Annotated in this window: 12 protein-coding genes; 8 read left to right on the plus strand and 4 right to left on the minus strand. The window is 42.6% G+C overall.

The features are described 5' to 3' along the window. The first annotated feature begins 10 nt into the window (after positions 1-10). Together QUA77_RS05550 and QUA77_RS05555 are read left to right on the plus strand one after the other, a co-directional pair. Positions 11-3,022 carry a hypothetical protein gene (locus QUA77_RS05550; RefSeq protein WP_333449507.1) on the plus strand — a complete coding sequence of 1,004 codons (3,012 nt, stop codon included), beginning with the start codon at positions 11-13 and terminating at the stop codon, positions 3,020-3,022. An 11-nt stretch (positions 3,023-3,033) separates the two neighbouring features. After that, positions 3,034-6,693, plus strand: a complete 3,660-nt coding sequence (locus QUA77_RS05555; RefSeq protein WP_333449508.1) for a helicase-related protein — start codon at positions 3,034-3,036, stop codon at positions 6,691-6,693. 187 nt (positions 6,694-6,880) lie between these two features. Here the strand turns inward: QUA77_RS05555 and QUA77_RS05560 are convergent, their stop codons facing one another. Next, positions 6,881-8,116: a metal ABC transporter substrate-binding protein gene (locus QUA77_RS05560; protein WP_445302059.1), complete on the minus strand. Its 1,236-nt coding sequence runs from the start codon at positions 8,114-8,116 to the stop codon at positions 6,881-6,883. Between the two features lie 102 nt (positions 8,117-8,218). Between QUA77_RS05560 and QUA77_RS05565 the strand changes: the two genes are divergently transcribed. The 3 genes from QUA77_RS05565 to QUA77_RS05575 all read left to right on the plus strand — a co-directional run bounded on the left by QUA77_RS05565 (position 8,219) and on the right by QUA77_RS05575 (position 10,812). Continuing rightward, a complete protein-coding gene (locus QUA77_RS05565; protein ID WP_333449509.1) occupies positions 8,219-9,028 on the plus strand; it encodes a metal ABC transporter ATP-binding protein in 810 nt (269 codons plus the stop codon). 141 nt (positions 9,029-9,169) lie between these two features. After that, entirely contained in the window at positions 9,170-10,066 is an 897-nt protein-coding gene (locus tag QUA77_RS05570) for a metal ABC transporter permease (RefSeq protein WP_333436481.1), read from the plus strand. Positions 10,067-10,353: 287 nt separating this feature from the next. Beyond that, positions 10,354-10,812, plus strand: a complete 459-nt coding sequence (locus QUA77_RS05575; RefSeq protein ID WP_333449510.1) for a peroxiredoxin — start codon at positions 10,354-10,356, stop codon at positions 10,810-10,812. 106 nt (positions 10,813-10,918) lie between these two features. Here the strand turns inward: QUA77_RS05575 and QUA77_RS05580 are convergent, their stop codons facing one another. Both QUA77_RS05580 and hpf read right to left on the minus strand, forming a co-directional pair. Further along, entirely contained in the window at positions 10,919-11,098 is a 180-nt protein-coding gene (locus QUA77_RS05580; protein WP_333449511.1) for a hypothetical protein, read from the minus strand. A 297-nt stretch (positions 11,099-11,395) separates the two neighbouring features. Next, on the minus strand, positions 11,396-12,049 hold the full coding sequence (hpf, locus tag QUA77_RS05585) for a ribosome hibernation-promoting factor, HPF/YfiA family (protein WP_190663308.1): 654 nt from the start codon (positions 12,047-12,049) through the stop codon (positions 11,396-11,398). Between the two features lie 151 nt (positions 12,050-12,200). On the opposite strand from hpf, the gene lipB reads away from it, so the two are divergent. Beyond that, positions 12,201-12,884, plus strand: a complete 684-nt coding sequence (gene lipB / locus QUA77_RS05590) for a lipoyl(octanoyl) transferase LipB (RefSeq protein ID WP_333449512.1) — start codon at positions 12,201-12,203, stop codon at positions 12,882-12,884. 66 nt (positions 12,885-12,950) lie between these two features. On the opposite strand, the gene QUA77_RS05595 is transcribed toward lipB, so the two are convergent. After that, positions 12,951-13,172 carry a helix-turn-helix transcriptional regulator gene (locus QUA77_RS05595; RefSeq protein ID WP_333036292.1) on the minus strand — a complete coding sequence of 74 codons (222 nt, stop codon included), beginning with the start codon at positions 13,170-13,172 and terminating at the stop codon, positions 12,951-12,953. Between the two features lie 222 nt (positions 13,173-13,394). Here QUA77_RS05595 and QUA77_RS05600 point away from each other — a divergent pair, with 222 nt between their 5' ends. Together QUA77_RS05600 and QUA77_RS05605 are read left to right on the plus strand one after the other, a co-directional pair. Then, the gene (locus QUA77_RS05600; RefSeq protein ID WP_333036293.1) at positions 13,395-13,628 is read left to right on the plus strand and encodes a hypothetical protein; all 234 of its coding nucleotides are present in this window, start codon (positions 13,395-13,397) and stop codon (positions 13,626-13,628) included. Between the two features lie 363 nt (positions 13,629-13,991). Continuing rightward, the gene (locus QUA77_RS05605; RefSeq protein ID WP_333036295.1) at positions 13,992-14,339 is read left to right on the plus strand and encodes a hypothetical protein; all 348 of its coding nucleotides are present in this window, start codon (positions 13,992-13,994) and stop codon (positions 14,337-14,339) included. Positions 14,340-14,492 lie beyond the last annotated feature (153 nt).

Here is a 14,492-nt window from a genome sequence, read left to right on the forward strand (position 1 = left end):
GGTTAACAGGGTGAACATCTTAAGATTGGATGACAGCGATTTAGTTCCAGTTGACTATGGCGATTTGCTGGACAAGATTTTAGAAACATTGCAGACTAAAAACCCATTTAGCGTGTCGGACTATTCCCGTCGCTTGTTAATTGATATTGATGCCATTGCTGCTGATGTTGCAAAATTACCAGTGCGAAAACCCTTGGGAGATTTTGAACGTCAAGCAGATTCTGCCACTGTTAACTTACAGCCGGAAATTGAAGAGCATTTTGGTGGTCAAATCAGGGAGATTCAACAGTGTTTGCGGCAGCAATTAGAATCAATTTTAGGAAAAAGTGTTGCAATTGAAAATTTTGTCAATAGCTTAACCAGTCCTCTAGAGTCTTTTAAAGGCAGTGGAAGTCAGTTAGGCCTCAAATACGATTTCGACAAAAAACATCACAATTTGCAAAAAAAGAAGCTAACTTTGGAACCCTTGGGCACTGGAAGCAATTCCTTGCTCAAGTTTCACAAAGTTACTATTTCTGTCCGGAATGCAAATATTTTTCAACAAGAATTGCAAGAAGGTTTAAAAAATTATATTGATGAAAAAGCTCAGACTGAGGATGACAATGATGAACTCAATCGACTGCTTCAGGAAATGTTGACAGATGAAACTTCTAGTTTTCATCGATTAGTGCGAATTGTCGATAAAGAAACTATAGGTCAACTAAAAAAAGAAGCAAAAATTACTTATTTAGAATATATTTTAGCAAACGTCAGCCCAGATAAAGCCAACGACAGAGGCTGCATTTATTTACGAGATTTGATCCGGCGCTTGCGGTTGATAGAACAGTATATCAAAGACGCTGATAAAGTTGAGGGAGACTATCTGGTTAACTATCAGGAGACTAAGATTAATTATAAAGATATGTTTTCGCGATCGGAAGCTTTGGATGCGCTGCCCATTATTCCGATTATAGCAGGTAATCTGGGAGAAACGACCGATACTTCTGGGGGCGATCGCCAATTTGTCTTTGGCTTAAAACTCAAGTTTGGCAATCCAGTTCCATCCCACGGCGCAGATAGCGTATTTGACTACAATCTCAATGTGCTAAATCCCGACAGCCCGGAACACCTAGCCGCTTTGGAGGAACCAGCTTATCACGAAACTTTCTTTCGACAGGTACTAAAAATAGCATTTTTATACTATTTTGTATTTGCTTCTAACAGCAATCCGCTAGATCCAAATTATAACCCCGAATCTGAACTTGATTACGATCCGATCGCCAATTTCGATCGCAAAGTATTTCCCGTACTGAATGAATCTAACGAAGATGCGAAAAAAGAGCTCTTTCGCAATTTCCTAAAAGGGTTTGAGAAGTTTAATGTCGAGACAAAAATCAACAGCATCAAAAAGTTTTTGAAAGATTTCATCAAAGCAAAAACTATTTTGCAGCCTTGCACAGAACCGCGACACATCTTAATTGAAACAGGCATCCTCAGAAAAGTAAATAATACTTTGACAACGGGTAAATTTTTCAAAGAAGTAGTGCAGCGCAATCCCAAGGAAACCCTTCAGTATATTTCCGTGGGACAGCCGAATGTCAGCCCCGAAGCTATTTGTCAATTGCCAGTCAATATTACCATTGAAGATATTCGCTATTTCTCAACTGATGAATTCCAAAGTTTCAGCATGGAATACAGCATCAAAGGTATCCAGGCTTTGCCTATACTTTCGGTTCCGACTGCCAAGCGTTCTCAAGAAATTTTAAATGAAAATTTTAAGGGTAAATTAGTTGTGTTTCCCTACGAATACCGACGCTTAGATAGCCAAGGAGGTTTCAAACAAGAAGCAGCTTTTGTTTACAAGTTTGTGGTTTTGCTGCTGTCGTATATTTGCTTGCGAATCTTGTTGAAAAAATTACCAAATAATACATTCGTGCCGATAGTTAGAATTCACGAAGGCGACCACGATCATCCTTTCCCTTCGGAAAAGTTTATGAGGCATCTTTCCAAAACATTATCTCACATTTTGAGTGAAAACCACCGAACCAACTCCCAGGGATTCCGCATCAGAGGCACTTTGAGTGCTTTTAAAATCAGAAACGGTTTGAGTTCGCTGTATTCAATACTTCCTAAAAAATTTCGATTCAACAACGTGCAGCTATCTCCAGAATTGGATAATTTAGCGATTATTGCAGTATCTACAAGAGACAGCGACGCGAGAAAAGGTAGGAGCGATAATCGCGCATCGAGAAAAGCCTGTTTGCTGGGCGAAGTTAACGGAATCAGGCGCTACGAAGACGGAACTATTCAAGTCGGATTGCTGAAAACTTTCTCCGCAAATTATAGCCTTGAGCATCTTTATACTCAACCATCAATTCTCGAAGATATTGTCAGCCAGTTGTACAAGCGAGGATATCGAAATTTTCTGTATATCTCGCAAGCACCTTATATGAGTACGCTGCACATTACTCAAAATGATGAAGACGAGAAATTATTTTTCCTGTCCAAAGATATTATCCGCACCTTGAAAGGAGAGCGACAAGATATTAGAATTTATCCGGTATTCCTTGATAAATACTACGTTCACAGTCCCCAAAAGCATCGGGGAGAATCTTTTTATATTCAAGATACAGCGGAACTTGCTAACTTATTTGCAGATCCGAGCAAGCAAGCCGCGATGTTTTTCAATCTGTTTAATGGGATTACAGTAGAACAAGGGGAAAAGAATTTTTACAATGGGGTAATTTCCTATTCGACACTGTTGAATATTTACGAGGGAATTCTCGACGATCAAAATATTCGCCAAGGCTTGATTTATGATAGTGAAATTAAAGATACTTTATTGCACTATTTGACAATTTTTCACTTTTCTAAGTACGAAGCACGCCAACAAATTAGCTTGAAACTCGATCCGTTTGGTCGCATTATTGGCGAGTCATCCGTTGGTGCTTTATCTGAATTCAGTCACGCGGATGGAAGTGCTACTTTTAATTCGTTGGCATTTTTGAACAAGGTAAGAGAAGTGTTAAATGTAGCAGATTGAGGTCTAAAATAATGATAGCAGCAAACTTCGGTCGCCTCTTTGAAGTTGGATTTAATATCGGGATTCTGGCTGGCATTCAGGAGGAAAAAATCTCTCACAATTTCGGCGATTCTTACCGCCGAGATTTGCAGCAGATAGAGTTTTCCAAGATGGTAGCCGAAATTATCAAGTCGCATAATATCCCAAGCAGTTTTAACATTAAAATAGTTGAAAAATGGAGCTTGTTTTATCTACAGAAAGGCTTTTTGGGCGGCTTGAATTTTTTCCGGGAGTACCTGAAAGCTATTGGTGGAAAACCACAGCAGTTAAAAATTTTGTACTATCAGTGCAGTTTTACTAAAACTAACAGCATTGGAACTTATGCTAAAGAGGATACAGAAGGTTTTAGAGAAGTTTTATTGCAACTCGAAGCCCTGAAACCTAGTTTATCAACTGCTGACATTAATTTGTACATCAATCGCTACTCAAAAACGGGTGAATTTCTGTGGGCGGATACGCTTTTGCTGCTACAAAAAGGTAAGAAATTTAGAATTTTGTGTGTTGATTTATCTGTGTTTTCTCCGGCTGCTACTGAGATGCCTGATTTGCATGAAGTTGAGGTGATGCGGAAACTGTTGGGGAGAGAAATTAGCTATTTGCGATCGAAAAGTGTGTTTTCTAACCTGGGAATCGATACCAGCACTTTAGGAATTGATTTTTCACAGGAGTTGCAAGACTATTTTAAAGCTTTTAACTATCAGGATAAGGAAACCACGAAGTTAATTCAAGCGGGTAGCTACTCTCACAGTTTCTATAATTTTTTGGAAAAAACAGATATACTTTCAAGCAATGCTGAGGTATTGTTTAATGTAGTCGGTTATAGCGATCGCACTGTTAATGCTATTTCGCTAGGTAAAGACAAAATTAACTTTTTGTCAACTTGTTCGCAAATTTACAAAAATAAAGATACATATAAAGATATTAACATTGCTCGGAGCGAAGTTTTCAAAGTTATCCAAATCAACGCGGCTCACAGTTTTAAAGAAGGCAGGAAGTTTGTTGATGATTTGTTAGCAATCGGGAAAGAGGCTAGTTTTATACCTCATACTGAGCGGATTGATGGTTTTGCTAATTCCATCGATATTATATCAGATAAACTGGCAGATGATTTGCAAGTTTCGCGCGGATCGCATCTGAGAAATGCTCACGCTGAATTAATTGTCAAAGCACTGGAATCTGATGAAACTTACGTTTTTTTGACGGGGAATCCGGGAATAGGTAAAACAACTGCGATCGCAAATTTCCTCAAAAAGCATATAGACGATGGTTTCCTGTTTTTTTATGTCAGTCCCCGCAAGCAAGTAAACTTAGATATCATCGAGAATTTTAAAGACAAAAAAACAGATTTACTTTTTGATAATCGCCTTTTTTGTATTAACACAAACTCTGATATTATTGCCAGCAATGGGGGACGGCGTACCATCAGGTACCAATCAAATAATCGCAATGAGGATTTCACAGAAAAAACAGTTCGTTTCCTCAAAGACAATCCAGAAAATCAGAGAAGAGAATATCACCAGCGGCAAATTGAAAGAAAAGGGGAAACCGTACTTCAACCAACCAATATCAAAACTCTGGGAGTGCTAAACAGCACTTGCGATGCAGTTTATGCCCTGATTAATAATGGTGAAATTTCTAATAATATTATCGCCACGGTTTCTATCCAGTCTTTGAAAGCAACTGAAAACGGGGAAAATACTTTAAAACACTTTGCAAAGATATTTCAAGATGTTTTCAATAAACGGACAGGAAAAGTTGTTTCTGCTAAGATGCAGGAAATATCCCGCCGGATTAAACACTTATTCATCATGATAGATGAAGTTACGGGAGATGATGGGGGTGTGGAGTTTTTGTCAGGAATTACGGAAATTGTCCAAGATTATGAGTTGGCGGATAAGCGGCACGGTTTTAATACTAAAATTATTGTAGCAGATGCTTCGATTGTTGACCCCGATGTCATCAAACAGCACTTGAGCGATACCTCGCCGGAACCGGATAAAATCTATTTCAAAAATGTAGATAAAAATGCTCAGGAAATCCCGCCTTTGCAAGTCATACCTTTTGAATTCAAACGGTTAGCTGCTAAAGTTATCAATACGAATTCCTATCCCGCTAGCAGTTTAGAGATAACTTATAAGGTATTTGTAGAGGCTGTAAAGTTTACTGAAAATACTGCTTTAAATCCCAAAAATGATTTAGTTAAATCAGTACAGTCTGAAATAATTGAAGATATCAATCAGCGGTTAGCAATACCGGGAGTTGAACAAATTATCGTCTACATTCAGGATAAGCGAAGATTGGCGGAGTTAATTGATAAAATTCAAGAAAAACGAGAATTTAACCGCTATAAAGATTATCTGGAAGTCCACGCGAATATTTCGGAAGAGGAGAAAGAGCAAATACAAAAGTGCAAAAATAAAGTTAAAGTAATCTTTATGACTGCATCGGGAAGTCGCGGCTTGTCTTTCCCTAAAACTAAGCATATTTTAGTGGATATTCCCCGCTTTCAGATTGAGAAAAATCTGATGGAAGTCATACAGGTGATTTATCGCGGGCGTGGGGAAGATGAACACGGTAATACGCTGGATGGTGAAGCTAAGGAGTTGGTTTTTTACTTGTCTGATACAGCAGTTTACTATGCAGATGATGCCGAACTTTCGCTACAAGAAAGCAAGTTGAGTTTGTTGAATTTGCTGCTAATTCTTAAGACTGCGGTGATGACACGGATTGTGGGATATGGATATTTGGGTAGGGAAAAGTTTTTGATGATTCCGATTGGCGGGAAGTCGATTTCTGCTGTGGGCGATACTTTTAGTAGCAAGATGGCTTCTTTAATTAAAATTTTGAAAAGCGAACATCGCAGCAACCCAGGAAATAAGTTGTTACAGGATGTTTGTCAAGGTCTGGAGGAGCTTTTGAGCTGTGCGGAGTTTGTTTTGAAAAATTCTGATAAGTCTCGTGTAACGGGCGATTCTTACCTGGAATTGCGGGATGATTTTAATCGCAAGTTTTTGCAGATGTGCAATCCTCTTGAGGGTTTGTTGGGTTGTGGTAATCTAGAGATTGGTCATGTTTGTGGTAGTTTGTTATTAGTGCCTTTGGCTGATAAAAGTTTGCAGGAAAACTACCAGATGGCGCTGAATAGGGAGATTCGGAAATGTTTAGATGCTAAGTTGCTGCAAAAAATGGAGCACATCAGGGATAGCAAATCTTACCCTGAGAATTTACGATCGGCAATTAGAGGAGGTGCGATCGAGCTTTTGCAGTTTCTCAACAGCGATGTGGAGAAAACTCAGTATTTTGAAGAGCAGAGTCAGCAGTTCGATCGCTATTATGCCATACCGCTGTTTGCTTTCGTTAGCGGGGAGGAAATGCAGGAGTATTTTGCTGACACCAGGTTGGAGGAACCGGAGGATCGGATGTTTCGGGATATTCTGTCGGCTTACGTGCGATCGATCTACCCTGTAGATAGTGTAATGCCGATCGGACACAAGTATCGAGACTTCCCATTTATCGTGTTTAGAAGCTACAGTTTAGAGCAAAGTCGAGAAAAGATTTTTACAGATAAATATCTTTTAAGTTCCAACGAATTGAACGTGCTCAATTTAATTTTGTCGAAGCAGGTAAACTAGACCTCTTGCATTCCCAAGCTTTCAATTCCTTCAATAATCTGCGTTTATCTGTGTTTATCTGCCTTAAATCTGCGGTTTCTGTATCAATCAAAGACTTATGCAATGCAAGCATACTGAAACTTGTAGGCTGCGTCAGCTAGCTGTCACCCCGCAGAGAAAATAAAACTCCTCCGACGCACCCTACTTGCTACTTGCTAACTTCAAACGGAGTGGATTTTCCCCCCAAAGCTTCGACGATGGTGCGAGTATTAGCCGACATCATTTTCACATAAGAATCCCCCTCGCTTCCGGGCGCCCCAATCGAATCCGAATAAAGTTGCTGCGCCGCCAATTTCACCCCCGCTTCCTCCGCCACTGTTCTAATCAGTTGCGGGTTAATTGTAGTCTCGGCAAAAATAGCAGGTACTCCCGCAGCTTTCACCGCTTCTACTAACTTTTGCACCGTTTGAGCGCTCGGCTGTTCCTCCGTACTAATCCCGATCAAACTGTCAGCAATTCCCAATCCGTAAATCCGGCTGTAATATTGAAAAGCATCGTGAGTTGTTACTAATTTGCGCTGGTTTTCGGGAATAGTTTTAATCTCTTGTTCGATCCAAATATCCAAACGTTTTAACTCTTCAGTAAGTTTCACAGCATTCTGCGTAAACTTCTCCCGATCTTCCGGCGACAGTTCGATTAGCGCATCCCGAATTGCTTCCACCATTTGAACTACATTTTCCACATTTCCCCAAACGTGCGGATCGGGTACGGTATTGCCTTCTTTATTCAGTAGCAAAGGCTTGACAACTTCCCCCACTGCTAATTTCCGCGCCTTAATTCCGGCGGCATTCATCATTCTAATTAATCCCGGTTCCAAATTGTAACCGTTATACAAAATTAAGTTAGCTTGTTCTAAAGCTTGAGAATCTTTTGGCACCGGTTCGTAAACGTGAGGATCGGTTCCCGGCTGCAAAATTCCTGTTAGCTGAACTTCGCCACCCGCTAGCCGATCGGTCAAATCCTCAATAATTGTGCTGGTAGCAACTACCTTGGGTTTAGCATCTGCCTCTGGAGAGAGGCGATCGCCCTGGGTTGAAGCACAACTAAATAAACCCACAGTCAAAATGCCGCAAGCAATAGTTCTAATCCAAAATGCCTTGGACTTGTCCCATCCAGGGGCGGCGGTTTCAATCCCCGACTCACCGCTAAACTCTCCTTTATCGGATTGCTTCACAATTGCCGTCGGTTTTAACTCACATCTTGCACCATTCTCAATAACCCTTGTCTGGGCGGGCATCTTGCCCACCCCACAAGAAGACTCACTCTTTGTGGAACAGGCATCTTGCCTGTTATTGAGAAGGGTGGAAGATATCAGTTTTAACCGATTTGAGATTTTCGTCGCCAAACCTATGGTTTGAGGGGTTTCGAGCTGGCACTGTCGCATTATCTACCTCTCCTGCGTTCCAGATTATTCCTATTTACCGATGATTTCATATTCTTTTCATTTTTACAGTAAACTTAATAAAAAGGAGATAGACTCACCCCCATGAATACCGCCGCATTGCCCAACGAGAATCCTTGGTCTAAAATGGTTTGCGACCTCAAAGACAGCGCTACCGACACTGAAATTATCGCTGTTAAGCACTTAGCAGTAAACTACCGCACGGTAGAGGCACTCCGAGATATCAATCTTTCCGTCAAACCGGGAAGGCTGACGGGTATTATTGGCCCCAATGGTGCCGGCAAAAGCACGCTGATCAAAGCAATGTTGGGCTTAATTCCGGCAGCTCGCGGCACTGTTACCTGGGGCCAAGAAGCGATCGCCGATCGACTCGAAACAGTAGCCTACGTGCCCCAGCGATCGCAAATTGACTGGAACTATCCCGCCACGGTTTGGGATGTCGTGATGATGGGAAGAGTCAGAAAAGCCGGATGGTTTCGCCGCTTCTCCGCAGCTAGCCGCCGCACCGCTGCCGATGCCTTAGAAAGAGTAGGCATGACTGCTTACAAAGACAGACCGATCGGACAACTTTCCGGCGGACAGCAACAGCGAGTATTTCTAGCGAGAGCATTAGCCCAAGAAGCCTCTATTTTCTGCTTTGACGAGCCGTTTGTCGGCGTTGATCAAAAAACTCAAAATATCATTTTCGACATCTTCCACCAACTAGCAAATGCCGGGAAAATCGTCTTAGTAGTCAACCACGACTTAGGCGAATCAATCACTAATTTTGACGATTTAATTTTGCTAAATACAGAATTGATTGCCGCTGGTTCCCGCCAAGAAGTGCTAACCCAAGAAAATCTTTACCGCGCCTACGGCGGACAAGTAATGTTTTTTGCCGGACAAGCCGCTTAATTAGCCAGCAGTCATTAATCTACGAGTTACGTTTTTGAACTCAGTTTCTTGGGTAATATTGGGTTTGGCAACGATCAATCTCCCCTTAAAGCCGGTTGCTTTGGTTGTTAGTCATTAGTTAACTGTGATGTTATAAATTTTATGCTACAAACCTTAATTGAGCCGTTGCAGTACGGATTCATGCAGCGATCGCTCATAATTGCCATTCTCGTCGGCATCGTCTGCGCGATCGTCGGCAGCTACCTCATGGTACAGCGGCTGGCCTTGCTCGGAGACGCCATCAGCCACTCGGTTTTGCCCGGATTGGCGATCGCCTTTATCCTCGGAGCAAACATATTTATCGGCGCTTTCATTGCCGGAGTTTTGAGTACAGTCATCATAGCTTGGATCAAAGCTCGATCGACAATCAAAGAAGACGCGGCAATGGGCATCGTATTTTCAGCCTTCTTCGCCCTCGGCATCACCTTAATTACGATCGTCCAAAAAGACAACAAAATCGACCTCAACCACTTTCTTTTCGGCAACATCCTGGGCGTGACTGTCGAAGATGCGATCGACACAGCCGTCATAGTCGCCGTAGTCTTATTAGTTGTAGTAGTCTTTTACAAAGAACTGCTATTTTACACATTCGATCCATTAGGAGCACAAGCAACAGGTTTGCCAGTAAACCTGCTCAACTTCGGACTGATGGTACTAATCGCCCTCACAATAGTTGCCAGCCTCAAAGCCGTTGGCGTAGTGCTAGTATTGTCCCTATTAATTACACCCGCAAGTACCGCCTATCTCCTAGTAACTCGCCTGCACCAAGTAATGATTTTAGGCGCAATAATCGGAGTGATTTCCAGCATTAGCGGAATGTATCTCAGCTACTTCTATAACTTACCCTCTGGCCCCGCAATAGTTTTAGTTGCATCGGGATTCTTTGTGCTATCATTACTGTTCAGTCCGACTCAAGGAATCCTCACCCAGCCCCGCACACACTCCGGTCAAATTCCTCCTATCTGGCGGGAATTAAAAAATTTAACTAAAGGTCGATAACAATTAAGTTTGTAGTAAGGCTGAAGCGCCGTCCATCCCATTGTTAATAAGAATCTTCGTTAATCGCCGTGGATGTGCGGTTCAAAAAAGTCTCTCTAATTAATCCGCGTAGCTGCGAATCGTCGGCTGCCTCCAGATTTGGTAAAAAGGTTTTTTTAGGGTTGCGAGAAAGTAAGAATGGGATGATACCGAATCGGGCGATCGCACCTACGAACTATTCGTCACAAAAAACTGTACAATAACAAAAGTTAAAATTTCCCGCAAACACATCTACTAAGTTAAAAAACATGACAGTCAAAGTAGGAGACACCGCACCAGATTTTACCTTACCATCTCAAACTGGCACATCAGTCAGCCTCAAAGATTTTAAAGGCAAAAAAAACGTCATAGTCTACTTTTATCCCAAAGACGACACACCCGGATGCACCACCCAAGCTTGCGCTTTTCGAGATAGTTACGAAGTCTTCAAAGACGCAGGTGCAGAAGTCATAGGAATTAGCGAAGATTCGCAGCAGTCTCACCAGAATTTTTCTGCCAAATATCAGTTACCTTTTACTTTGTTGAGTGATACGGGCAACAAAGTGCGGCAATTATACGGCGTTCCCCCTACCCTGTGGATTATGCCCGGTAGAGTAACTTATGTCATTGACAAAGAAGGCGTTGTCAAGCATATTTTTGACTCCATGTTAGACTTCAAAGCACACGTTGCAGAAGCACTCAAAGCTTTAGAAACCATCAAAATTTAGATGGATTTGCTTAAATATATTGTTGGTAATGAGGACGAAAGTCCTCATGCCTCATTTTATAAAAAACCCAGAAAAAACTAAATTTATGACTGCGAACTAACGGTTGTTAGTGAGGAAGAAAGTTCTGAGAGTAAATATTTTCCTCTATCAAATTTTTAAAAGCTTGAATAGAGGGGGTTCTGGCAGCAAATTGACTCGGCTGAGTGTACTGATTCACCAGTTCGACAATCGAGATATTGGGGAAAGTAGGACTAACATCAGACTCAATATATTGTTCGGTTTGCAAGACGTTGATTTGTAGCCCTCGCCGTGCGTATGACCCAAGTTCGGGCACTCCTAGAATGTGACAATTCTCGAACGGCGTGCCAGAGGTGAGAGCAATTTATCTAGCTAAATCTGGGGGCGGAGCAACGCTCACCCATTTTCTATAGGAAATCTCCGCAAAGTCCTTACTACGAATCATGATATTAAAAAACCAAGAAAGGACTAAAGTCCTTACTAAAAACTCGTGGTTCGTAGTAAGGACTTTAGTCCTTTTTTGCTAACGACTTGCAGCCATTAACAATTAGCAGTCAGCAATTATCTAGCTTTTCGCAACACTCGATTTTTCAGATGTAGCGCTTTCGGCAGTTTTGCCATTTTTGCTATTACCGTTACCGTTGCTGTGGCGGGGTTGGATAACTCCATAGCCGCTGTGACTCTTGCGTTCGTAGAGTACGTTAATTTCGCCTGTTTCCGCATTACGAAACATATAGAAATCGTGATCGATAATCTGCAATTGTTCCAAAGCTTCTTGCACCGTCATTGGAGGCATAGCAAAATACTTAGTCCGTACAACCTCAGCAGGAAGTTCGGGAGTTCGATCGCCAATCAGATCCGCTACTACAGGATGTTCCTCAACTACCGTAACCGTTTTGGCACTACTCTGGGTCTTATTGTCGTGGCGTTTTTCCTTAAATTTCCGCAGTTGACGAGCTATCTTGTCGGCAACCAAATCTATGCTGGCATACAGGCTTTCCGTGCTTTCCTCAGCCCGAATCACGCTGCCGTTAGCATAAATTGTCACCTCAGCAGTCTGCTTAGGATTGATCCTGGGGTTACGAGCCACCGATAGATGTATGTCCACTTCCGTCGTCAAAGTTTGAAAATGGCTAACTGCCTTTTCCACCTTTTGATTGACGTACTCGCGAATCGCATCGGTGATTTCTATATTTTTACCCTGGATAACAAGCTTCATAGAGCTCCCTCCCTTCTGTAACTTGGGTATATTTTATACAGTAGCACTATGTATTCTGGAAAACACTTATCTTCCAAATCTTTTATTATATGTTGACAATTCTTGATTTAAGCTGGGCCAATATTCCGTAAAAATACTATTGATTTTTTGCATGGTTTCTCCTCTCATCCCTCAACAACTAAATGCACAACCCTGCTTAGTCCTCGATTGGGGACTTGTGCCCTACTCCCAAGCTTGGGAAATCCAGCAAAAACTCGTGCAAGAACGTCGGGTAAATCCAGATTTGCCAGATGTGCTGATTTTGGTGGAACATCCGCCGGTATACACTTTGGGACAGGGCGCGAAGTTGGAATTTCTGAAATTTGACCCAAGCCAAACTGGGCCGGAATTGCACCGAGTTGAGCGGGGCGGCGAGGTGACTTACCACTGTCCGGGGCAATTGGTGGGGTATCCAATTTTAAATTTGCGGCGCCACCAGCCTGATTTGCACTGGTATTTGCGACAGTTGGAGGAAGTGCTGCTGGGGGTGCTGGAAGTTTTGGGGTTGAAGGGTTCGCGGGTTCCCGGTATGACTGGGGTTTGGGTGGATGGGTGCAAGGTAGGTGCGATCGGCATTAAAGTCAGCCGCTGGATTACGATGCACGGTTTTGCTTTAAATGTTTGTCCCGATCTCGCAGGTTTTGGGCAAATTGTACCTTGCGGAATTCCCGATAAACCTGTTGGCAGTTTAGAGCAGTTTATCCCCGGAATTGAGGTCGATCAAGTGCGATCGATCCTTGTCGCTGAGTTTGCTCGCGTTTTTGCAGTGGAAATTGTGCGATTCCCTACGGGATAGCTTCGCTTCACGAATGTGTAGGGTGCGTCGCTGTCAACCTTACTGCTAACGATCGCAGTCGGTTTTTTAAGTGCGATCGGAATTTTCCTCCTCATACACCATTAAATCTCCCGGTTGGCAGTTTAGTGCTTTGCACAGAGCATTGAGAGTCGATTCGTCAATTCTCGTGAGGCGACGGCGGGTTTTGAGTCGAGAAAAGGAAGTTGGGTGCATTCCTATCAAAGCAGCCAACTCCTTATTGCTGATGTTGCGCTCGGCCATCACAACTGCTAATTTCCAACGGATCACTGGTGATTCTCAACTACTGGGCACGACTTTGCAAGCTGATGTTACCATCCCGCAACCTTCACTCTCCTTTAATTAACCGCTACGGGTATTTTTTTGAGTTTGGCAGTTGACTAACTTGGAAGAATGACCTATACTCAGAATGTACAAACGGAAAAGCGATCGCCCCTTTGCCTCGAAAACTCAAGGGCGATCGCTATCCGACTATTTGTGTAGTTAAAACTTATGATATCAGAGCCAAAGTCAGTTCCCGAACTCCTGCGCGAAGAAATTCCCGACGCACCCATCGGAAAGCAACCGATCCGATTGTTGATTTGCGGGATTCCCAAAGGAGTGGAAAGCATCATCAATCTGCTGCACGTTTTGGGTTTTGCAGAAGTTGGTGAATGGAGTCCGCCTTTACCGTCCCCTCTAGCAGGTGAAGTAATGCGGATTTTAACCCGTTACTGGAAAGAATAATCTTTAAGGGCGATCGCCCTTTCTTGAGTGAAGTGCGATCGCTCTTAAATTATCAGAAACATCAGGCTTGATTCTCCACCCAATCAATTAAAAACTCCAGACTAAGGAGGCTCAATATCGAATCGAATTAACGCGGCGGTGTTTGCGAGACTTGGGGGTATTATAGAATAGAAAATTTTAACTGTCTGTACTTAGTGACTCAAGAATTGAGAGTAATTGGTGTATAATGCGCGCTCGCGGGCTTCTATAACCTCAGACAGAAGCAAGACCGATGCAGAAATACGTCCTAAGAGTTTTGCGATCGCCCCTAGCGTCAGGTAAGATTCTTGTTAATTATTGCGCTCAGTTCAGGAGAAAAAATTTATGCCAGATATGTCCGGTCAAGACCCCTCGGAAATTAAAATGGCGACGGTTGATGAAGAAGAAAAAGGCGCAACGTTTAGCGGTACGGTCATCCTTGCTATCGATGCCGAGGAGGGTGGGGAAGTCGTTTTCTTCAGAGACTTTTTGATTGAACATTATAAAGGCGAACTTACCGCTTATCTGGCAACAGATGGCAATATAACGAAAAGCATAGATTTAGGCGAACTTAAGCATAAGAGCGGCAGCTTTAAGCTGCCAATTCCGCTGGGGACGGATACATCACCCTACAATACAGTCGTGCTGCGCGACGAAAAAAGCAAGAAAAAAGTTGTGACAATCGAGCTGTAAAATTTGCAATTTAGCTCGTAGTTCAGCCAAAGTCATTAGCGCAGCCCTCGAAGAGGATCGCCGTTTTTTTCCTGAAGTACGCGCGTGCGAAGCTATCCTGTAGGGAATCGCCCTTAAATTAAGGTGCGTCACTTTCGATCGAACGGCGAAGTT

Origin of the sequence: Microcoleus sp. K5-D4, from assembly GCF_036704575.1 — a bacterium.
GTDB lineage: Bacteria > Cyanobacteriota > Cyanobacteriia > Cyanobacteriales > Microcoleaceae > Microcoleus.